Annotated in this window: 20 protein-coding genes, 1 rRNA gene and 1 other RNA gene; 19 read left to right on the top strand and 3 right to left on the bottom strand. The window is 61.6% G+C overall.

Annotated elements, in window-relative coordinates; translation table 11 throughout:
• From rrf to U5822_RS03215, 13 genes are all read left to right on the top strand, one after another.
• A 5S ribosomal RNA gene (rrf, locus tag U5822_RS03275) occupies positions 1-109 on the top strand; the annotation flags it as partial.
• 118 nt (positions 110-227) lie between these two features.
• Positions 228-1,778, top strand: coding sequence for a 2-isopropylmalate synthase (locus tag U5822_RS03270; RefSeq protein WP_322854185.1), 1,551 nt, complete (start codon positions 228-230; stop codon positions 1,776-1,778).
• Between the two features lie 300 nt (positions 1,779-2,078).
• Positions 2,079-2,642 (top strand): 2-isopropylmalate synthase, encoded by a 564-nt coding sequence (locus U5822_RS03265; RefSeq protein WP_322854184.1) that lies wholly within the window; start codon positions 2,079-2,081, stop codon positions 2,640-2,642.
• Positions 2,639-3,127 carry a ribosomal protein S18-alanine N-acetyltransferase gene (gene rimI, locus U5822_RS03260; protein ID WP_322854183.1) on the top strand — a complete coding sequence of 163 codons (489 nt, stop codon included), beginning with the start codon at positions 2,639-2,641 and terminating at the stop codon, positions 3,125-3,127. Before U5822_RS03265 ends, rimI begins: the two co-directional genes overlap by 4 nt.
• 87 nt (positions 3,128-3,214) lie before the next feature.
• On the top strand, positions 3,215-4,795 hold the full coding sequence (gene prfC / locus U5822_RS03255) for a peptide chain release factor 3 (RefSeq protein ID WP_322854182.1): 1,581 nt from the start codon (positions 3,215-3,217) through the stop codon (positions 4,793-4,795).
• A 19-nt stretch (positions 4,796-4,814) separates the two neighbouring features.
• The gene (locus U5822_RS03250; RefSeq protein WP_322854181.1) at positions 4,815-5,603 is read left to right on the top strand and encodes a TatD family hydrolase; all 789 of its coding nucleotides are present in this window, start codon (positions 4,815-4,817) and stop codon (positions 5,601-5,603) included.
• A gap of 198 nt (positions 5,604-5,801) precedes the next feature.
• Positions 5,802-6,230 carry a 50S ribosomal protein L13 gene (gene rplM / locus U5822_RS03245; protein WP_322854180.1) on the top strand — a complete coding sequence of 143 codons (429 nt, stop codon included), beginning with the start codon at positions 5,802-5,804 and terminating at the stop codon, positions 6,228-6,230.
• A 12-nt stretch (positions 6,231-6,242) separates the two neighbouring features.
• Entirely contained in the window at positions 6,243-6,635 is a 393-nt protein-coding gene (gene rpsI / locus U5822_RS03240) for a 30S ribosomal protein S9 (protein WP_322854179.1), read from the top strand.
• 241 nt (positions 6,636-6,876) lie between these two features.
• Positions 6,877-7,470 (top strand): ubiquinol-cytochrome c reductase iron-sulfur subunit, encoded by a 594-nt coding sequence (gene petA / locus U5822_RS03235; RefSeq protein WP_322854178.1) that lies wholly within the window; start codon positions 6,877-6,879, stop codon positions 7,468-7,470.
• Complete coding sequence (locus tag U5822_RS03230; RefSeq protein ID WP_322854177.1) at positions 7,470-8,702, top strand: cytochrome b; 1,233 nt, start codon at positions 7,470-7,472, stop codon at positions 8,700-8,702. Before petA ends, U5822_RS03230 begins: the two co-directional genes overlap by 1 nt.
• Positions 8,702-9,457 (top strand): cytochrome c1, encoded by a 756-nt coding sequence (locus tag U5822_RS03225; protein ID WP_322854176.1) that lies wholly within the window; start codon positions 8,702-8,704, stop codon positions 9,455-9,457. The genes U5822_RS03230 and U5822_RS03225 overlap by 1 nt, the downstream gene beginning before the upstream one ends.
• A 110-nt stretch (positions 9,458-9,567) precedes the next feature.
• Positions 9,568-10,197, top strand: coding sequence for a glutathione S-transferase N-terminal domain-containing protein (locus U5822_RS03220; RefSeq protein WP_322854175.1), 630 nt, complete (start codon positions 9,568-9,570; stop codon positions 10,195-10,197).
• A 57-nt stretch (positions 10,198-10,254) separates the two neighbouring features.
• Entirely contained in the window at positions 10,255-10,662 is a 408-nt protein-coding gene (locus U5822_RS03215) for a ClpXP protease specificity-enhancing factor (RefSeq protein WP_322854204.1), read from the top strand.
• Between the two features lie 44 nt (positions 10,663-10,706).
• Here the strand turns inward: U5822_RS03215 and U5822_RS03210 are convergent, their stop codons facing one another.
• From U5822_RS03210 to U5822_RS03200, 3 genes are read right to left on the bottom strand one after another with little or no spacing between them, the layout of a single operon-like run.
• The gene (locus U5822_RS03210) at positions 10,707-11,297 is read right to left on the bottom strand and encodes an SIS domain-containing protein (RefSeq protein WP_322854174.1); all 591 of its coding nucleotides are present in this window, start codon (positions 11,295-11,297) and stop codon (positions 10,707-10,709) included.
• 9 nt (positions 11,298-11,306) lie between these two features.
• Positions 11,307-11,672 carry a YraN family protein gene (locus U5822_RS03205; protein ID WP_322854173.1) on the bottom strand — a complete coding sequence of 122 codons (366 nt, stop codon included), beginning with the start codon at positions 11,670-11,672 and terminating at the stop codon, positions 11,307-11,309.
• Positions 11,673-11,699: 27 nt separating this feature from the next.
• Entirely contained in the window at positions 11,700-13,640 is a 1,941-nt protein-coding gene (locus U5822_RS03200) for a penicillin-binding protein activator (RefSeq protein WP_322854172.1), read from the bottom strand.
• Between the two features lie 80 nt (positions 13,641-13,720).
• Here U5822_RS03200 and rsmI point away from each other — a divergent pair, with 80 nt between their 5' ends.
• The 6 genes from rsmI to U5822_RS03170 all read left to right on the top strand — a co-directional run bounded on the left by rsmI (position 13,721) and on the right by U5822_RS03170 (position 18,926).
• Entirely contained in the window at positions 13,721-14,611 is an 891-nt protein-coding gene (rsmI, locus tag U5822_RS03195) for a 16S rRNA (cytidine(1402)-2'-O)-methyltransferase (RefSeq protein ID WP_322854203.1), read from the top strand.
• Positions 14,612-14,659: 48 nt separating this feature from the next.
• An RNA gene (gene rnpB / locus U5822_RS03190) (RNase P RNA component class A) lies at positions 14,660-15,011 on the top strand.
• A gap of 302 nt (positions 15,012-15,313) precedes the next feature.
• Positions 15,314-15,766 carry a division/cell wall cluster transcriptional repressor MraZ gene (mraZ, locus tag U5822_RS03185; protein ID WP_322854171.1) on the top strand — a complete coding sequence of 151 codons (453 nt, stop codon included), beginning with the start codon at positions 15,314-15,316 and terminating at the stop codon, positions 15,764-15,766.
• A complete protein-coding gene (gene rsmH, locus U5822_RS03180) occupies positions 15,763-16,746 on the top strand; it encodes a 16S rRNA (cytosine(1402)-N(4))-methyltransferase RsmH (protein WP_322854170.1) in 984 nt (327 codons plus the stop codon). The genes mraZ and rsmH overlap by 4 nt, the downstream gene beginning before the upstream one ends.
• 2 nt (positions 16,747-16,748) lie before the next feature.
• Positions 16,749-17,153: a cell division protein FtsL gene (gene ftsL / locus U5822_RS03175; RefSeq protein ID WP_322854169.1), complete on the top strand. Its 405-nt coding sequence runs from the start codon at positions 16,749-16,751 to the stop codon at positions 17,151-17,153.
• 33 nt (positions 17,154-17,186) lie between these two features.
• Positions 17,187-18,926, top strand: coding sequence for a peptidoglycan D,D-transpeptidase FtsI family protein (locus U5822_RS03170; protein WP_322854168.1), 1,740 nt, complete (start codon positions 17,187-17,189; stop codon positions 18,924-18,926).
• Positions 18,927-18,929 lie beyond the last annotated feature (3 nt).

The following is an 18,929-nucleotide window of genomic DNA, read 5'->3' as shown; positions in this document are numbered from 1 at the left end:
ACCATAGCGGCTTGGAACCACCTGATCCCATCCCGAACTCAGAAGTGAAACAGGCCTGCGCCGATGGTAGTGTGGCATTTGCCCATGTGAGAGTAGGTCATCGTCAGACTCCTAATACCGAAAACCCCAATCGCACAGCGGTTGGGGTTTTTTATTGCCCCCTAAAAAATCCCGGTCAGTGGTATACTTCCAGGCTACTGAGCCAACTTTCCTGATGGAGCCCGCGAATGCCCGCCCAAGATCATCTGGTAATCTTCGATACCACGCTCCGCGACGGCGAACAGAGCCCCGGGGCAACCATGAACAAGACGGAAAAACTCCGGATTGCCAAGGCGTTGGAGAAGCTCCGCGTGGACGTGATCGAGGCGGGATTTGCCATCGCCAGCCAAGGTGACTTCGAAGCGGTGAAGGCGATCGCTGAGACCATCAAGGAGTCCACCGTGTGCAGCCTGGCCCGGGCCCTGGACAAGGACATCGACCGCGCGGCAGAGGCTATTCAGCCGGCCGAAAGCGGCCGCATCCATACCTTTATTGCCACCTCGCCCATTCACATGAAGCACAAGCTGCAGATGCAGCCGGACGAAGTGATTGAGCAGGCGGTTCGGGCGGTCAAGCGCGCCCGCAGCCACGTCGAGGACGTGGAGTTTTCCTGCGAAGACGCCGGTCGCTCCGAGCTGGATTTCCTGTGCCGGATCATCGAGGCCGCCATTGATGCCGGCGCCCGGACCATCAACATCCCGGACACCGTGGGTTACGCGATCCCGGAGCAGTTCGGTCACACCATCCACCAGTTGCTGAACCGGATTCCGAACGCCGACAAGGCGATTTTCTCGGTGCACTGCCATAACGACCTGGGCCTGGCCGTGGCCAATTCCCTGGCAGCGGTTACCCAGGGCGCGCGCCAGGTCGAATGCACCATCAATGGCCTGGGAGAGCGCGCGGGCAATGCTTCCCTGGAAGAGATTGTCATGGCTGTGCGGACCCGCCAGGACCTGTTCAACATCGATACCCGGATCGACACCCGGCACATCGTGCCGGCGTCCCGACTGGTCTCGACTATCACCGGCTTCCCGGTCCAGCCCAACAAGGCCATTGTCGGCGCCAACGCCTTCGCCCACGAGTCCGGTATCCATCAGGACGGCGTGCTCAAGCACCGGGAAACCTACGAGATCATGCGGGCTGAAGATGTCGGCTGGCACACCAACAGCCTGGTGCTGGGCAAACATTCCGGACGCAACGCCTTCCGCACCCGTTTGCTGGAGCTGGGCATTCAGTTCGAGACCGAAACCGAACTGAACGAGGCCTTTACCCGCTTCAAGGCCCTGGCCGATCTCAAGCATGAAATTTTTGACGAAGACCTGCAGGCCATTGCCAGCGATACCCGCCAGAAAGAAGAGATTGGCCGGTATGGCCTGGTGTGCATGCAGGTGTGCTCGGAGACCGGCGTGGTGCCCAAGGCCAGCCTGACCCTGACCCTGGACGGCAAGGAGCATAAGGTGGAAGCGGAAGGCAGTGGGCCGGTGGATGCGACCTTCAAGGCCATCGAATCCCTGGTGGATTCCGGGTGTAACCTGCAGCTGTACTCGGTCAACAACATCACCAGTGGCACCGATGCCCAGGGTGAGGTCACCGTACGTCTGGAGCGGGGCGGTCGTATCGTGAATGGCGTGGGCGCCGACACGGATATCATCATCGCGTCCGCCAAGGCTTACATTGAGGCGCTGAACCTGATCAGCCGTGGTGGCATTCGCCAGCACCCGCAGGTGGCAGACGTTTAAAGGCCTTATGTTCAGAGTTGGTGACCCGTCATGATCGCAGCTGAGTCGGAGCGACAGTTTTACCTCGGCGCTGCCGGTATCCGGATGTGGTACGCGCGCGAGCCGCTGCCCGGAGCGGCGCCCAGCCCAGAGTTCGACTTCAGTGACGCTGAAGTTGGCCCGGAGCCGGTCCAGGGGTATGCGCAGCAACAGCCGGGGGCGATGCCCTCGGGTGCTGGGCCTCGGCCTACGCCCGAGCGGCGCCCAGGTGGGAGTCATGGTGCGCGCGAGGCCGGGCGTGATGGCGAAGGAGCCGCACGGGTGGCGAACCTGCAGGCGCTGATGGAATCGCCAGCCGGCGACAAGCGGCCCTCGACGCCGGATGCCGCGGTCCAGTCGGCCAAGGCCCCGGTGGCGGAAACGACGGAGCCTGCGGTACCGGTTGCGCCTGCGACCGAGCCGGTTCCGGTTTTGAATCTCAACGTCTGGGTTGGCGAGCGGGTTGCCCTGGTAGCTGGTCTCTCCAGCGACGCCAGCCTGAGGCTGCAGCAAACCCTGGCAACCAACATTCTCCGGAGCCTCGGTGAGGCTTCCGCGCAATCACACGGCAACCTGCGCTGGCCGGTGTTCAACAACCTCCGGGCGCCCGGGAATTCCCTGACCGACCTGCGTGCGGTCATGGCCCATGTCCTTGCCGGCGCCGAGGGGCGGAAAGTAATCGCCCTGGGGGTTGCGCCCGCCGAGGAATCTGGTGCGGGTGGCCTGCAACACATTGCGGGTATCGAACCTGCCATTGCCTACCCACATACCCTGGCCGAACTGGCCGTCAGCCCGACGCTCAAGCGGGGGCTCTGGCAGGCCATCAAGGCGCTGGCCGGGCCATGAGCCCCAGCCAGAACGCGTGTCGGTGCAGTCAGACCGAGACGCTGCATATCCGCTCATTGGCCGCGGACGATCTGCCCGAGGTGTTGGAGATTGAGCGGCTCGGGTACTCCCATCCCTGGACCGAGGCCGTGTTTCGGGACTGTTTCCGGGACAATTATCGCCTTTGGGCCGGGTGCCGCGACGGGCGACTGGTCGCCTACGCCGTGGTTGCCTACCTCGCCGACGAGGCCCACCTGCTCAACCTCTGTGTGGATCCGCGGCGCCAGCGCCAGGGTGCCGGCCGCCTGTTGTTGCGGCATCTGCTGTCCGAGGCCGGGCGTGAGCAGATGTTCCAGACCCTGCTGGAGGTCCGGGTCAGCAACGAGGCAGCATACCGCCTGTATCAAGCCGAGGGCTTCGAGGAGATTGGCCGCCGGCCCGGCTATTACCCGGCGGCGCAGGGTCGTGAAGATGCCCGGGTCATGGCGCTCCGGTTTTCCCGCTGACCCCGGTTTACCTGGTTCGCGTCGGCCGGGCTTAGCCCCTATAATAGCGGGTTTCTCAGACCATCTGATTCAGGTTACCTAGCGATTATGTCTAACCTCTCCAAGGAAGTGGCCAAGCGCCGCACCTTCGCGATCATCTCGCACCCGGATGCCGGTAAAACCACCATCACCGAAAAGGTTCTGCTGTTCGGTCAGGCCATCCAGAAGGCCGGCACCGTCAAAGGCAAGAAGTCCGGTCAGCACGCCAAGTCCGACTGGATGGAAATGGAGAAGGAGCGGGGCATCTCCGTGACCACCTCGGTGATGCAGTTCCCCTACGGCGGCAAGCTGGTCAACCTGCTGGATACGCCGGGCCACGAGGACTTCTCCGAGGACACCTATCGAACCCTGACCGCCGTGGATTCCTGCCTGATGGTGATCGACAGCGCCAAGGGCGTTGAGGACCGCACCATCAAGCTGATGGAGGTTACCCGGCTGCGGGATACCCCGATCCTGACTTTCATGAACAAGCTGGACCGGGACACCCGGGACCCGGTGGAGCTGATGGACGAGGTCGAGGAGGTGCTGAACATCGCCTGCGCGCCCATTACCTGGCCCATCGGCATGGGCAAGAGCTTCAAGGGGGTTTACCACCTGCACCGGGACGAGGTCATCCTGTACCAGTCCGGCCAGGGGCACACCATCCAGGACGCCCGCATCATTGCCGGCCTGGACAACCCGGAACTGGATGAGGCGCTTGGTGCCTACGCTGCGGATCTGCGGGACGAAATCGAACTGGTCAAAGGTGCATCCCATGAGTTCGATCAGGAAGCCTTCCTGGCGGGCGAGCTGACGCCGGTGTTCTTCGGTACTGCACTGGGTAACTTCGGTGTCGATCACATGCTGGATGGTCTGGTGAAATGGGCGCCCGAGCCGCAGGCGCGGGACACCGACCAGCGTCTGGTGGAGCCGGCCGAAGATGGCTTCTCGGGCTTTGTCTTCAAGATCCAGGCCAATATGGACCCGCAGCATCGGGACCGGGTGGCGTTCCTGCGGATCGTGTCCGGCAAGTACAGCCAGGGCATGAAGGCCCGGCACGTCCGGATTGGCAAGGACGTGCGGTTCTCCGACGCCCTGACCTTCATGGCCGGCGATCGCGAGCACGCCGACGAGGCCTTTGCCGGCGACATCATCGGCCTGCACAACCACGGCACCATTCAGCTCGGCGATACCTTCACGGCCGGCGACAGCATGAAGTTCACCGGCATCCCGAACTTCGCCCCGGAACTGTTCCGCCGGATCCGTTTGAAGGACCCGTTGAAAGCCAAGCAGCTGCAGAAAGGGCTGATCCAGCTGTCGGAGGAGGGCGCGGTCCAGGTCTTCCGGCCGGTCCGCAACAACGACCTGATCGTCGGTGCGGTCGGGGTGCTCCAGTTCGATGTGGTGGTCAGTCGCCTGAAGAGCGAATACAAGGTTGAGGCCATCTACGAGCCCATCAACGTGGCGACCGCTCGTTGGGTCACCTGTCAGGACGAGCGCAAGCTGGACGAGTTCCAGCGCAAGAACGGCGACAACCTGGCGCTGGATGGCAGTGACCGGCTGGCCTACATCGCCCCGACCATGGTTAACCTGAACCTGGCCCAGGAGCGATTCCCGGACATTCAGTTCCACAAGACCCGGGAGCACTGAGCCCGGTCGGGAGGAGCAGGTGCAATTCGTCGACGCTCATTGTCATTTTGATTTCCCTCGGTTCGATGGGTGTCGTGACACCGAGCTCGGCAAGGCACGGGCGGCGGGGCTTCAGCGCCTGGTGATCCCGGGCGTGCGTCGAGAGGACTGGGCCAGGGTGCGGGACACGGCGCTAGCCTATCCGGATGTGTATTACTGCCTGGGAATTCACCCCTGGTTCAGCGCCGACCATCGACTCGCCGATCTCGACCTGATCGAGGAGTGGCTCACGGCCGACCCCGAACGCTGCGTCGCCATCGGCGAGTGCGGTCTGGATCGGCTGCGGGGCGGCAGTCTGGCCGAGCAGTATCCGTTGTTCGAGGCCCAGGTAAGCTTGGCCCAACGACTCGAGCGTCCGCTGGTCATTCACTCGGTCAAGACCCACGACGACGTTCACGGTGTGCTCAACCGTTGCCATTGGAGCGGCGCTGCCCTGATTCACGGCTTCTCCGGCAGTTACCAGCAAGCCGCGAAGCTGGTGGACCTGGGGTGCAAAATCGGGGTCGGGGGCGTGATTACCCATGACCGGGCCCGAAAGACCCGGGACACCCTGGCCCGATTGCCGCTCGCGGCGCTGGTCCTGGAAACGGATGCGCCCGACATGGCGCCCGAAGGTGTGCGCCCGGGGCAGAATTCCCCGGCCTATCTCGGCGGCATTCTGGCGGCACTGGCGGAGCTGCGGGGCACCTCCCCGCAAGCCCTCGCGCCCCAATTGTTGGCGAATGTGGAGGAGCTCTACGGCTGGCGCCGGGAACGCATAGGGGAATAACGAAACACCGGGGTTCGGGGTTGGCTTTCTTTGGGAGTTCGAGTATACTTCGCGCCCTGGCTTTTCAAGGCGATGTCACTGTCTCAGCCCCGAACGGTGTCACTGCCGCATTATTACAGGTACAAACTGCCTCCGGATGCCAAGCATGTACCGGCGGTGGTTTTTAACGTTTCTTATATAGCGTTCAAGGCGGAATCAATGAAGACTCTGAGTGCGAAACCAGAAACAGTAAAACGTGACTGGTACGTTGTAGACGCAGCCGGCAAGACGCTGGGTCGTCTGTCAACCGAAATCGCCCGTCGTCTGCGGGGCAAGCATAAGCCTGAGTACACCCCTCATGTAGACACTGGCGATTACATCGTGGTTATCAACGCGAGCCAAGTGCGGGTTACCGGCAAGAAGTCATCTGACAAGATGTACTACAGTCACACCGGCTTTCCGGGTGGAATCAAGTCCATCAACTTCGAGAAGCTGGTCGACAAGGCGCCTGAGCAAATCATCCAGAAGTCTGTCAAAGGCATGCTTCCGAAGGGCCCGCTCGGCCGCGCCATGTTCAAGAAGCTGAAAATCTATGCCGGCGCTGAGCATCCTCACGCAGCCCAGCAGCCCAAAGAACTCGACATTTAACGGAAGGCGGATATGTCTGTAGCACAAAATTACGGTACTGGTCGCCGCAAGACATCCACGGCTCGGGTTTTCATCAAGCCGGGAAGCGGTAACATCTCCATCAACGGTCGCTCCATCGAAGAGTTCTTCGGTCGCGAGACCCTGCGCATGATCGTTCGTCAGCCGCTGGTTGTTGCGGAATCCACTGACCGGTTCGACATCAACATCACCGTCAAGGGTGGTGGCATCAGCGGTCAGGCCGGCGCGATTCGCCACGGTCTTACCCGTGCCCTGATGGATTACGACGAGACTCTGCGTCCGGCCCTGCGCAAGGCAGGCTACGTTACCCGTGACGCCCGTGAAGTCGAGCGTAAGAAAGTGGGTCTGCGGAAGGCGCGTAAGCGTCCTCAGTTCTCCAAGCGTTAATCGCGCGGGAGCAGAGCCCAAAGAACCCGGCCAATTGGCCGGGTTTTTTTATGCCCGATTGGTGTGCGCCGGGGTAGGTGCAAGGCAGGTGAAGGCCGCCAGTGCCGGCTTTCCGACTTGTAAGCACTTGGCAATTTCATTACCATTTGGGCGCTTATATTTTTGGGTTGTGAAGTCCTTTTAGATGCACATTGCCGGCGGTTCTGCGGGCTGTGACATCGCCTGATGGGAGAAAACCATAATGAGTAATGGCGACGTGAGCCAAGGCCGGCGCCGGTTCTTGATTGGCGCGACAGCAGCGGTCGGTGGCGTAGGCGTTGTTGGTGCGGCAGTACCTTTTCTGGGGTCCTGGAACCCCAGCGCGAAAGCAGAAGCTGCGGGCGCGCCGGTAACTGTCAACGTCAGCAAGCTGGAGCCCGGTCAGCAAATTACCGTCGAATGGCGTGGCAAGCCCGTTTGGGTCATCCGCCGCGATGAGGCGATGCTCGAGAACATCGAGAAACTCAACGACGTGGTTAAGGATCCCCAGTCGGAATCGCCACAGCAGCCGCCCTACATCGATGGTATTTATCGTGCCTTGAAGCCCGAGATTGCCGTGATTGTCGGCCTGTGTACGCACCTGGGGTGCGTGCCGTCCTACCGTCCGGAAGTGGCGCCCGCGGATCTGGGTGAAAACTGGCTGGGCGGCCTGTTCTGCCCCTGTCACGGTTCCAAGTACGACCTGGCCGGACGGGTATACGATGCGCAGCCTGCGCCCTTGAACCTCGAGGTGCCGCCTTATCGTTTTGACGATGATGCGACCCTCACGATTGGACTTGATCCGGAGGCGGCGTAATGAACAAGCTACTGAACTGGGTCGATGAGCGTCTGCCCGTCGTCGATGCCTGGAACAAGCACGTCGGCAAGTACTACGCGCCCAAGAACTTCAACATTTGGTACTTCTTTGGCTCCCTGGCCATGCTGGTGCTGGTCAACCAGTTGATCACCGGGATCTGGCTGACCATGAGCTACAACCCGTCGGCCGAAGGCGCCTTTGCCTCGGTTGAATACATCATGCGGGATGTCGAGTGGGGCTGGTTGTTGCGCTATCTGCACTCTACCGGCGCCTCGGCCTTCTTCATCGTAGTCTATCTGCACATGTTCCGCGGTCTGATGTACGGGTCCTACCAGAAGCCGCGCGAGCTGATTTGGATCTTCGGTATGCTCATCTACCTGATGCTCATGGCCGAAGCCTTCATGGGTTACCTGCTGCCCTGGGGCCAGATGTCCTACTGGGGTGCCCAGGTTATCGTTAACCTGTTTGGCGCCATTCCGGTGATTGGTGAAGACCTGTCCCTGTGGATTCGTGGTGACTACCTGATTTCCGGCATTACCCTGAACCGTTTCTTCGCCCTGCACGTGGTTGCCCTGCCGATCGTCTTGCTTGGTCTGGTGGTACTGCACATCCTGGCACTGCACGAAGTGGGTTCCAACAACCCGGACGGTATCGACATCAAGAAGAACAAGGACGAGAACGGCATCCCCAAAGATGGCATTCCGTTCCACCCGTATTACACCGTGCACGACCTGCTGGGTGTAGCGGTCTTCTTCTTCATCTTCTTCGTGGTGGTGTTCTTCTTCCCGGAGGCCGGCGGCCTGTTCATCGAGAAGCCGAACTTCGAGCCTGCGAACGCCCTGAAGACGCCCGAGCACATTGCCCCGGTCTGGTACTTCACGCCGTTCTACGCCATGCTGCGAGCGGTCACCGTTGACCTGTTCGGTCTGCCGGCCAAGTTCTGGGGTGTGGTCGTGATGGGTGGCGCCATTGCCATCCTGTTCGTGCTGCCCTGGCTGGATCGCAGCCCGGTCCGCTCCATGCGCTACAAAGGCTGGATGAGCCGCATCGCCCTGGCGATCCTGGTGGTCAGCTTTGTTGTGCTGGGCTATCTGGGCCTGGTGCCGGCGACCGAAGGCCGCACCACCGTGGCTCAGATCCTGACCGTGCTCTACTTCCTGTACTTCATTCTCATGCCGTTCTACACGCGCATGGAAAAAACCAAGCCAGTGCCAGAGAGGGTGACGGGATAATGAGAAAGCTGATTTTTGGTCTTTTCATCGCGATCGTCCCGGCCCTCGGGTTTGCGGCCGGCGGATCGGTTCCACTCGATCACATCGAGACCGACCACACCAACAAGGCGTCGCTGCAGCGTGGTGCCGCCCTGTTCACCAACTACTGCATGGGTTGTCATTCCATGGAGTACGCTCGCTACAAGCGCGTGTCCGATGATCTGGAGATTCCGGCCGAGCTGTACGAGGAAAATCTGATTTTCACCGGTGCCAAGATCGGTGAGTTGATGAAGAACTCCATGAACAAGGACATGGCCGCGGACTGGTTCGGTGCACCGCCACCGGACCTGACCCTCGAGACCCGTCTGCGTGGTGAGTCCTGGGTCTATTCCTATCTGCGTGGCTTCTACAAGGACGAATCCCGACCGCTGGGCGTGAACAACGTGGTCTTTGCCAACGTTGGTATGCCCCATGTCATGGTCGGTCTCCAGGGCCTCTGTGCCGTTGAGCCGAAGATCGGTGTTGATGCCAGTGTTGAGCCCCTGAGTGGCAACATCAACAACGCGGATGTCTGCCCCGAGTACGCCATTGAGGGCAGCATGTCGGCCGCCGAGTTCGATCAGGCAATGTACGACCTGACCAACTTCATGTCCTACATGGGCGACCCGATCCGGGTGGAGCGCGAGCGTCTGGGCATTTTCGTCCTGATCTTCGTGGCCATCTTCTTCGTCTTTGCCTACCTGCTCAATCGTGAGTACTGGAAGGACGTGCATTAAGAAATAGGGTATAATCCCGTTTCCCGATTTCCAGCGGGCACTAACCGGCCCGCTGGAATTTTGCGTTTTTGTCGGGATCATTTCGGTTTGTTTACTCGTGAGGTAGTTCTATGGGCGTTGTGACCAAGCGGTCATCAATGACGTTTTTCTCGGATCCGGCCAGCCATTACAGCCACCGTGTGCGTATTGTCCTGGCAGAGAAGGGTGTCACCGTCGACATCGTGGATGTGGATCCGGATAACCCGCCGGCCGAACTGGCCGACATGAATCCGTACAACGCCCTGCCGACGCTGGTGGATCGTGATCTGGTGCTGTACGAGCCCAACATCATGATGGAATACCTTGACGAGCGGTTCCCGCATCCGCCGCTGCTGCCGGTCTACCCGGTCGCGCGCGCCAACAGCCGACTGATGATCCACCGGATCCAGCGCGACTGGTGTGGCCTGGTGGACCAGATCGTCGCCCAGCCCAACGCCAAGGCGTCGGAAGCGGCACGCAAGGAGCTGCGCGAAAGCCTGCTGGCCGCGGCGCCCCTGTTCGGCGAGATGCCGTTCTTCCTGTCCGAAGAGTTCACCATTGTGGACTGCTGCATTGCACCGATCCTGTGGCGTCTGCCGGCACTGGGTGTCGAGCTGAATGACAAGCAGGCGCGGCCGCTACAGAAGTACATGGACAGCATCTTCAGTCGGGACGGCTTCAAGGCCAGTCTGTCCGACCTTGAAGAAGACATGCGCAGCTAAACTGACGTTACCCGTTCACCTGGGCAGGAGAGAGCAGTGCCTGACAGCAAGATCACCATGACGTCGAGTCGGCCGTACCTGGTTCGGGCGTTCAACGAGTGGATACTGGACAACGATTGCACCCCCTACATCGTGGTGGATGCCGGTGTTCAGGGCGTGCAGGTACCGACCGAACACGTCGCTAACGGGCAAATCGTTCTCAACATCAGTCCCGGCGCCGTCCGTGGCCTGGTCATTGGCAACGGGGCGCTGGAATTCAGCGCCCGGTTTGGCGGCGTACCCATGCAGGTGTTCATTCCCCTGCAGGCGGTCATGGCGATCTACGCCAAGGAAAACGGCGAGGGCATGGTGTTCGGCAGTGAGCCGGGCTCACCGGACCCTGACGGTCCGGGCGACAAAGACGAGCCGCGCCAGGGTGGCGACGAACGTCCGTCAGGCCGCCCGACGCTGAAGGTCGTCAAGTAAGTCGAAGGAATGCGAAAAAAAGCCAGCACCTGCTGGCTTTTTTATTACCCGCCAAACAGCTTGGCGTCGACCAGTCCGCACAGGGCGTTGATGATCACCAGCAGCAAGGGCGTGGCTTCGGTCGGGCTCAGATCGTTCAAGGCGATTTCGAGGTCTTCCGGATGCAGGAGCGAGGTGATGTCGGATTTCTCCCGCGCGCTCAGCACCACAACGTTCATCTCCCGGTCGTGGGCCGCCTGAATGGCCTGAATCAGATTGGCCTTGTGGCCATCATCCACGATCACAAACAGCAGATCCCCCGGTTTGCCGATGGCCCGAACCTGGCGGGAGAAGGTGTCGTTGAAGCGGTTGTCCCGGCAAATGGCGGAATAGGTGGTGGCGTCGGCGCCCAGGTTGATCGCCGGCAGGGCGGGGCGATCCTGGTCAAAGCGGTTCAGTAGCGCCGTACAGAAATACTGGGCCAGGATGTTGGCGTTGCCATTGGCGCAGGTGATGATCTTGCCGTCCTGCAGCAGCGCCCCGACAAAGGCGTCGGCCATTTCCTCGATATCCGGGCCAACGGTGCTGGCCGCCTGTGCGGTATGCTCCATGTGGCTGGCGAACCATTGGTTGATCTGGTGTTCGGTATCCGTCATTCGGTTTGATTACCCTGCTTGAATTGCGTTCTTGATCCATTGTACCCGGTATTGCTTCACCGTTCCGGGGCTGATGGCGACCACATCGATCCGGCTCACGGTGTCCCAGTGCTGGTGTCGATGCAGATAAAACGACACGGCCCGAAGGAGTCGACGCTGCTTGGTGTAGGTGATGGATCCGGCCGGGTCGGTGTAGCTCCCGGCGCTGCGGAAGCGCACCTCAAAGAACACCAGCGTGTCCCCATCCCGTCCGATCAGGTCGATCTCGCCGCCCCGGTTGTATACGTTATGCGCCAGTATGCGCACGCCCCGACGGGCGAGGTAGCGGGCGGCAACCCCCTCGTAGTGGGTGCCCAATGCTTTTCTGCCTTCCATGGCATGTTGGTTCCGAGTCGCGGTGGTTTACTGGTCGGAATCCGTGCCGGTCCCGATGCGGTTTCCGGATTCCGCGGGCTCTCGTTCCTGCCGGGGATCCGGAGCGGCCAGCAACTGCGGGCTGCCATTCTGGAACTGGGCCCAAAGTTGTTCCCGATGAATACTGCCCTCGCCGGTCATGGTCAGGACGCCGGTCTGGCCCTGGATGGAGGCGCTGTCGACCTGGCGAAGCAGGGGCAGGCGCTTGCTGAGTTGCCAGGCATCGGCGCCCATGGCAAACAGGCGCCCGAGCTGGCCGCGGGTGCCGGACAGGTGCTGGTCGGCGCGGGCCCGCAGCTCGTTGTCCGATGCCAGGACCCAGGGGGTGTCGGTGAAGATCACCCGGTCAAGATCTCGATCCCGGGCCGGATCCGGGCTGCCTTCGTACACGATTGACGGTGAGAACACGGGCAAATCACCGCCGAAGTAATAGGCAAACAGCGGCTTGAACTGACGCGCGATGGTGGGTTCCGCGACCATGACAATGGCCTCGGCGTCCTGGCGGCGTCGAGGTTCGAATTCGACGTCCAGGCCAATGGTTCGCTCCACCTGGATGGCCCGGTCCCGGGACACGGTGATGCCGAGCAGATCGGCGGTGACGGCGCGCAGGTTGTCGTCCCGGAAGAAGCGTTCCACGTCCAGGGCTACGGTGCCATGACGGGCCATGCGCTCTTTCAGCGCCGTTTCCACTCGATCGCCCCACTCGCCCTGGGGAATCAGCACCAGAGCCTGACGAATGTCCTCGGCCGCCAGACGGTCGGCAATCTGGCGCGCCTCGTCCTCGGCGGAGAGGCCGAACTGGTAGAGGCCTTCCGGGGCGCGCTTGCCCGCGGGCAGGTAGTTCAGGCCCAGGGCGGGCACCGGGAGCGTGTTCATGGTGCTCAGGCTGGCCAGCGCTTCCTTTTCCAGCGGGCCCACGATCAGGTCGATGTCATCGTCCGATAGCTCCTGATAAAGCTCGGCAAAAGCCGAGCTGGAGGTATCAATCACTCGAATGTCGGTGGCGTCCCGGTCCGCGGACGAGTCCATGTAATAGGCGGCGATGAAGCCGTCGCGGATGGCTTTGCCGGCCGAGGCCAGCGGGCCATTCAGGGGAAGCGCAAGGGCGATTTTTTCCGGTCGGCTGTCGACCAGGGTGGCAATCAGCTGCAGCTCAGAGGGCAGTACCTGGGCCGCGGGATGGCCGGGCCAGTTGTTCTGCCAGCTGCGGATGGCGCGGCCCTGTTGGTCCAGTTCGTTGCTCGACGCGCGCACGGCGGCGGTCAATTCCAGCCAGCCTTCGGCCTCGTAGCCGATGGCGGACTGGGTGGTCGATTCGAGTTCGGTGTCGTCAGCGGCCGTCAGCAGTTGCCAGATCTGGTCATGAAGTTGCTGGGGGTTGGCGTTGCTGTCGGTCTGGGTCAGCAGCACCAGTGTCATGGCCCCTGGCAGCGGTTGGCCGGCCAGTTCGTAGGTCTGGGCTTGCAGTTGCGCGGCAAGGCCCATCAGTTCCGGTTCGTAGTTGATGATGGCGTCGGGGGCAAGGTCTTCGGTCAGCTCGCGAGCCCAGCGTTCATCCTTCAGTGCCGTGGCGCTGGCCATCGCCAGCAGTCGCTGCTGGTTTTCCAGGCTTGGCGCCAATTGCGCCAGTTGCTCGCTTTGCAGTAGCGTACGCGCCGCCTGGTGATCGCCCTGGTCCTGGAATCGGCTGGCGATTCGCAGCAGGTAGCGTTGCGCGGTCTCACGGTTCTGCTCCTGTCCGGCCAGCTCCAGCGCCTGATCCGGGGTCTGGGCGACGTGGGTCTGGAGGTTCACGCTGGCGCAGCCTGCGGACAGCAGGGCGACGGTGAGTGCCGTGGCTAGGGCTCGGTGATTGCTGGGGATTCTGATCATGGCAAGCTCGAAGTACTCCGGATAATTGGGCTTGTGGCGCCGATCCAACGGTGGCAAGTTTAACAGCTCCCGATTCAATTCACATGACGTAAGTGTCATGGGCGGGCGGCATTAATGAGGCAGGCAGTTTGAAAAACGTGGACGACGAGACGAGACCGGCAGCGGAAACCAGTGTCGGCGCAGCCGGGGTGCTTTATATAGTGGCGACCCCGATCGGCAATCTGGATGACCTCTCGCCCCGGGCCGAAAAGGTCCTGGCCGGGGTGGACGTGGTTGCGGCCGAAGATACCCGCCACAGCGGTCGACTGCTGCAGCATCTGGGGCTGCACAAGCGCCTGATCGCGCTGCACGACCACAATGAGCGCGACCGGGCTGGCGCCTTGTTGGCGGAGCTGGAATCGGGGCGCAGCGTAGCGCTGATCTCCGATGCCGGCACGCCGCTGATTTCCGATCCGGGCTATGTGCTGGTGCGCGCGGCCCGGGACCGAGGGCTGACGGTAACGCCGATTCCGGGGCCGTGTGCGCTGGTTACCGCCCTGAGTGCTGCGGGTCTGCCGACCGACCGGTTCCTGTTTGTCGGGTTTCTGCCTGCCAAACGCACGGGTCGGCGGTCGGCGTTGACCGAGCTGGCGCGGGAATCGGCAACGCTGGTGTTCTACGAGTCGCCGCACCGAATTCTCGATGCCGTCGATGACATGGCCGAGGTGCTTGGCGAGTCGCGGGAACTGGTGCTTGGCCGCGAGTTGACGAAGGCCTTTGAAACCTTCTACGCCGGATCGGTGCGTGAGGTGCAGTCGGCCCTGGCGGCCGATCCTCACGGCACCAAGGGTGAGTTTGTGGTGATGGTGCGGGGCGTCGAGCCGGTCGCCGACGCGGAACAGGCGGGCGCCCTGGATGTGGATCGCCTGATTCGTCTGCTGTTGCCGGAGCTGCCGGTCAAGAAAGTGGCCAAGCTCGCGTCCGAGCTCAGTGGGCGTCCGAAGAACGAGATGTACCAACGGGCGCTGGCGTTGAAGCAGGGCGATTAACGGGTTCTTTTCCTTGCAAGGCTGGAGGGGCAGGAGTATTGTCTCGCCCGAGCTCGCCAGACAGTCGCCGCCGGCCATCGCCGGGGGAGGAAAGTCCGGGCTCCGCAGGGCAAGGTGCCAGGTAACGCCTGGGCGGCGTGAGCCGACGGAAAGTGCAACAGAAAGCAGACCGCCTAAGCGCCTTCGGGCGCCGGTAAGGGTGAAACGGTGCGGTAAGAGCGCACCGCGTGGCTGGCAACAGTCCACGGCGATGGTAAACCCCACCTGGAGCAAGACCAAATAGGAATCCAATGGCGTGGCCCGCGCTGGATTCGGGTAGGTTGCTTGAGGCCTGTGGTGACGCAGGTCCTAGATGAATGACTGTCCACGACAGAACCCGGCTTATCGGCGAGCTTCTCCTTTCTTTCTCATATTATGTCGGCATGTTGTCGATGTTCTCTGTTATAGCCAAAAATTCTTACACCTAACTTGCCTTCTTCAGACGTTTCTGCAGGTGATTGATTTTTCATCCTTTCTTTACCGTAATCTAGTCAGCTTCTCAAATCCTTGGCTGTAACTGCTTGTCATTAAAGGAACTTTTGCCAGTGCGACGCCGCTTGCGGCGCTTGCATTGTGATTTGGGTGTTTCTATAGTGTGCAGAAGTGGGAAAAAGTGGTTTCTAGTGGTTTTTTGTGGATTTGAGGCTCTCTGAGACGGCATAAATGAGCAATTTTCTCGGCAGTCATGCCATCAATATGGATGCAAAGGGTCGCCTGGCGATCCCCGCCAAGGTCCGCGAGGAACTCGCGCAGACCTGTGGCGGTCGCATTGTATTGACGGCCAACGCCGACGAAGAGCGCTGCCTGCTGGTCTATCCCGAGCCCGAGTGGGAAGAGTTGCGTCCGAAAATTGAGGCCTTGCCGAACATGAACAAGGCGGCCCGTCGGCTGCAGCGGTTACTGCTTGGTAATGCCGCGCCCATGGAGCTGGACTCCGCCGGGCGTATCCTGATTCCGCCGACACTGAGAAGTTACGCCTACCTCGAGAAAAAGCTGATGCTGATTGGCCAGGGAAAAAAGCTGGAGTTGTGGAGCGAAGAGCGCTGGTTCGCCTGGCTCGATGAGTCCTCCGGCGACGACGACATGCCGCCGGAGATGGAGGCGCTTTCCCTATGACCTCCGATCGCAAGCAGAAGGCCGGGGCGGCACTCCCGCATCGCTCGGTCCTTCTGGATTCGGCGGTCGAGTTCCTGATTAACGACCCCGATGGTGCATACGTGGACGCGACCTTTGGTCGTGGTGGCCACAGTCGGCTTATTTTGCGTGGCCTCGGTGAAGGCGGCCAGCTTCTGGGTATCGATAAGGACCCGGAAGCCATTGGCGTGGCCAGGCAGCTGGCCGATGACGATGGCCGCTTCTCCTGGTTTCACGGTTCCTTCGCGGACCTGGAGTCGGCTCTGTCTGGCCGCGGCTGGCCGCAGGTAAACGGTGTGCTGATGGATCTGGGGGTGTCGTCGCCTCAGCTGGACGACGCCGCACGCGGATTCAGTTTCATGCGCGACGGGCCCCTGGACATGCGGATGAATCCGCAGCAGTCGCCCAGTGCTGCCGAGTGGCTGGCGCAGGCCGACGAAAAAGACATTGCGAATGTGATCTGGCGATACGGCGAGGAGCGGTTTTCTCGCCGTATCGCCCGATTCATTGTCAGCCGTCGTCAGGAAGAGGCCATCGAAACGACGCGCCAGTTGGCGGAGCTGGTGGCCGAGGCCGTGCCGAAAAAGGACAAGCACAAGCATCCGGCGACCCGGACCTTCCAGGCCATCCGGATCTTTATCAATCGCGAGCTGGAAGACCTGGAAGTGGGGCTCCAGGCCGCGGTGGATCGGCTGGCACCGGGTGGTCGCCTGGTGGTGATCAGTTTTCATTCCCTGGAAGACCGCGTGGTCAAGCGATTCATGCGGGATCTGGCCCGGGGGCCGCAGCTGCCTCGAGGTATCCCGGTGACTGCCGACCAGGAAGCCTCGGGCTTCCGGCTGATTGGCAAGGCGGCCAAGGCTGGCGCCGATGAAGTTCGTGACAACGTACGGGCCCGCAGCGCGGTGATGCGTGTGCTGGAGCGCGTTGATTCAGAATCCAAATCGAAAGGGAGTGCTTAGGCATGGGTGCGGTAGCGATAGAGCAGCCGGTCAAGACGGCCAAGCTCAACAAGCAGCGGGTGCGCCACGGCGTTGCCGCGGCCGTGCGGATTTCGCGGCAGGTGTTCGATGCCACCCGTCAGCGCAACGTGGTGATTTCCCTGGCACTGGTGACCCTGCTGGTGGCGTCGTCCATCGGCGTGGTGGTCAGTGCTCACGAGAACCGCGAACTGTTCAATACCTTGACTCACCTGCAGGGTGAGCGGGACCGTTACCAGCAGGAGTGGAGTCAGCTGCTGCTAGAGCAGAGCGCACTGAGTGCGCATGGTCGGGTGGAGAAACTGGCGGCAGAGCGCTTCGGGATGGTGGTGCCGGGCCGTCAGGATATTGTCTTGGTACCGTTGATGTCGCCGACATTGGTCCAATAAAACACGATAACAACAGCCGTCAGGGTGAACGATTTGTCCGGTCAGGGAGCTCAGACAACCTGGAGCAAACGAGTGGCGTCCGGCCTCAAGGCCTGGCGCTATGGCTCCGTGCTGGGCGTTTTCCTGATGGTGGTCGCCGTCCTGGCCTGGCGGCTGGTGGACCTGCACATCGTCGACAACGAGTTTTTGCGCAAGCAGGGCGACGTCCGGACCATCCGGGTGGAGTCCATCGACGCCCATCGTGGCGTCATCTCCGACCGCTACGGCGAACCCCTGGCCGTCAGCACGCCGGTGCAGACCATCTGGGCGAACCCGTCCGAAACCAATCCCGACGAGGCCCGGCTTACTAACCTGGCCCGTCTGCTCAATATTTCCGAGGCCAACCTGCGCGATCGGCTGCGGGCCTACGCCAGCCGGGAGTTCATCTACCTGCGTCGCAAGGTTCAGCCCGGGCTGGCCCGAGAGGTCATGGCGCTCGACATCGACGGGGTCTACACCCGGCAGGAATACCGCCGCTACTATCCTGCTGGTGAAGTGACCGCTCACATTGTTGGCTTTACCAACATTGACGAGCGCGGTCAGGAGGGCATGGAGCTGGCCTACAACCAATGGTTATCCGGGGAATCCGGCCGCAAGCGCGTGCTCAAGGACAACCGTGGTCGGGTCATCAAGGATCTGACCCTCATTCGTGACGCCAGCCCGGGACACAACCTGCAGCTGAGCATTGATCTGCGTCTGCAGTACCTGGCCTACCGCGAGCTGAAGGCCGTGGTGGGGGCCCACGATGCCCGGGGTGGCACCCTGGTCATGCTCGACGTGGACACCGGCGAAGTGCTTGCCATGGTGAACCAGGGCTCCTACAACCCCAACGACCGCAGCCAGCTGTCGGCGGAAAACCTGCGCAACAAGGCCATCACCGATCTGTTCGAACCCGGCTCCACCATGAAGCCGATCAGCATGGCGGCGGCCCTGGAGTCCGGGCGGTATTCCATCAACACCACCATCGATACGGCGCCCGGCTACCGCCGGTTTGGTCGCTTCACCATCCGCGACCATCGCAATTACGGGGTGATGAACCTCACCGATATCATTGCCAAATCCAGTAACGTTGGCATCAGCAAAATCGCCACCGACCTGGGTGGCGATACCATTCGCGACCTGTACAGCCGCCTTGGCCTCGGTCAGCCTACCGGAATCGGCTTCCCGGGCGAGGCCGTCGGTGTGTTGCCGTCACCGCCAAAATGGCGCCCGGTGGAGGAGGCCACCCTGTCCTATGGCTACGGCATGAGCGTCAATGCCCTGCAATTGGCCCAGGCCTACATGGTCATCGCCAACGGTGGGGTGCGCTATCCCCTGAGTCTGATCAAACAGGACCGGGAACCAGAAGGTCAGCGGGTACTCTCAGAAAAAGTGACCCACGAAGTCCGCAACATGCTCCGTGAGGTGGTGTCCAAGGGCACCGGCAAGCGTGCCCAGCCCGGTTTCTACTCGGCGGGTGGCAAGACCGGGACCGTCCATCTCGTCGGCAAGCAGGGTTATGAGGACAGCCAGTACAAGGCGATCTTTGCCGGCATGGCGCCCATTGATAACCCGAGAATTGTCACGGTTGTGGCCGTTGATGCGCCGCAGTCCGGGGAATACTACGGCGGGGAAGTGGCCGCGCCGGTGTTTGCCCGGGTCATGAGTGACGCACTGCGACTGCTGAATGTGAAGCCTGAACTGGAAGTCGGTGGCGCCAATGCGCTGGCAAAGACAGCCGGGGAACGGGGGTAAGCC

The organism is Marinobacter qingdaonensis, from assembly GCF_034555935.1.
In the GTDB taxonomy this organism is placed as follows: domain Bacteria; phylum Pseudomonadota; class Gammaproteobacteria; order Pseudomonadales; family Oleiphilaceae; genus Marinobacter; species Marinobacter qingdaonensis.
The sequence above is the reverse complement of the archived record's forward strand: the minus strand, read 5'-3'. Positions and strand labels throughout refer to the sequence as shown.

Excerpts from the sequence above, each read along its gene's own strand:
- U5822_RS03270 (WP_322854185.1), top strand. The coding sequence starts at position 228 with ATGCCCGCCCAAGATCATCTGGTAATCTTCGATACCACGCTCCGCGAC.
- rimI (WP_322854183.1), top strand. The coding sequence starts at position 2,639 with ATGAGCCCCAGCCAGAACGCGTGTCGGTGCAGTCAGACCGAGACGCTG.
- prfC (WP_322854182.1), top strand. The coding sequence starts at position 3,215 with ATGTCTAACCTCTCCAAGGAAGTGGCCAAGCGCCGCACCTTCGCGATC.
- rplM (WP_322854180.1), top strand. The coding sequence starts at position 5,802 with ATGAAGACTCTGAGTGCGAAACCAGAAACAGTAAAACGTGACTGGTAC.
- rpsI (WP_322854179.1), top strand. The coding sequence starts at position 6,243 with ATGTCTGTAGCACAAAATTACGGTACTGGTCGCCGCAAGACATCCACG.
- petA (WP_322854178.1), top strand. The coding sequence starts at position 6,877 with ATGAGTAATGGCGACGTGAGCCAAGGCCGGCGCCGGTTCTTGATTGGC.
- U5822_RS03230 (WP_322854177.1), top strand. The coding sequence starts at position 7,470 with ATGAACAAGCTACTGAACTGGGTCGATGAGCGTCTGCCCGTCGTCGAT.
- U5822_RS03225 (WP_322854176.1), top strand. The coding sequence starts at position 8,702 with ATGAGAAAGCTGATTTTTGGTCTTTTCATCGCGATCGTCCCGGCCCTC.
- U5822_RS03220 (WP_322854175.1), top strand. The coding sequence starts at position 9,568 with ATGGGCGTTGTGACCAAGCGGTCATCAATGACGTTTTTCTCGGATCCG.
- U5822_RS03215 (WP_322854204.1), top strand. The coding sequence starts at position 10,255 with ATGACGTCGAGTCGGCCGTACCTGGTTCGGGCGTTCAACGAGTGGATA.
- U5822_RS03210 (WP_322854174.1), bottom strand. The coding sequence starts at position 11,297 with ATGACGGATACCGAACACCAGATCAACCAATGGTTCGCCAGCCACATG.
- U5822_RS03205 (WP_322854173.1), bottom strand. The coding sequence starts at position 11,672 with ATGGAAGGCAGAAAAGCATTGGGCACCCACTACGAGGGGGTTGCCGCC.
- mraZ (WP_322854171.1), top strand. The coding sequence starts at position 15,314 with ATGAGCAATTTTCTCGGCAGTCATGCCATCAATATGGATGCAAAGGGT.
- rsmH (WP_322854170.1), top strand. The coding sequence starts at position 15,763 with ATGACCTCCGATCGCAAGCAGAAGGCCGGGGCGGCACTCCCGCATCGC.
- ftsL (WP_322854169.1), top strand. The coding sequence starts at position 16,749 with ATGGGTGCGGTAGCGATAGAGCAGCCGGTCAAGACGGCCAAGCTCAAC.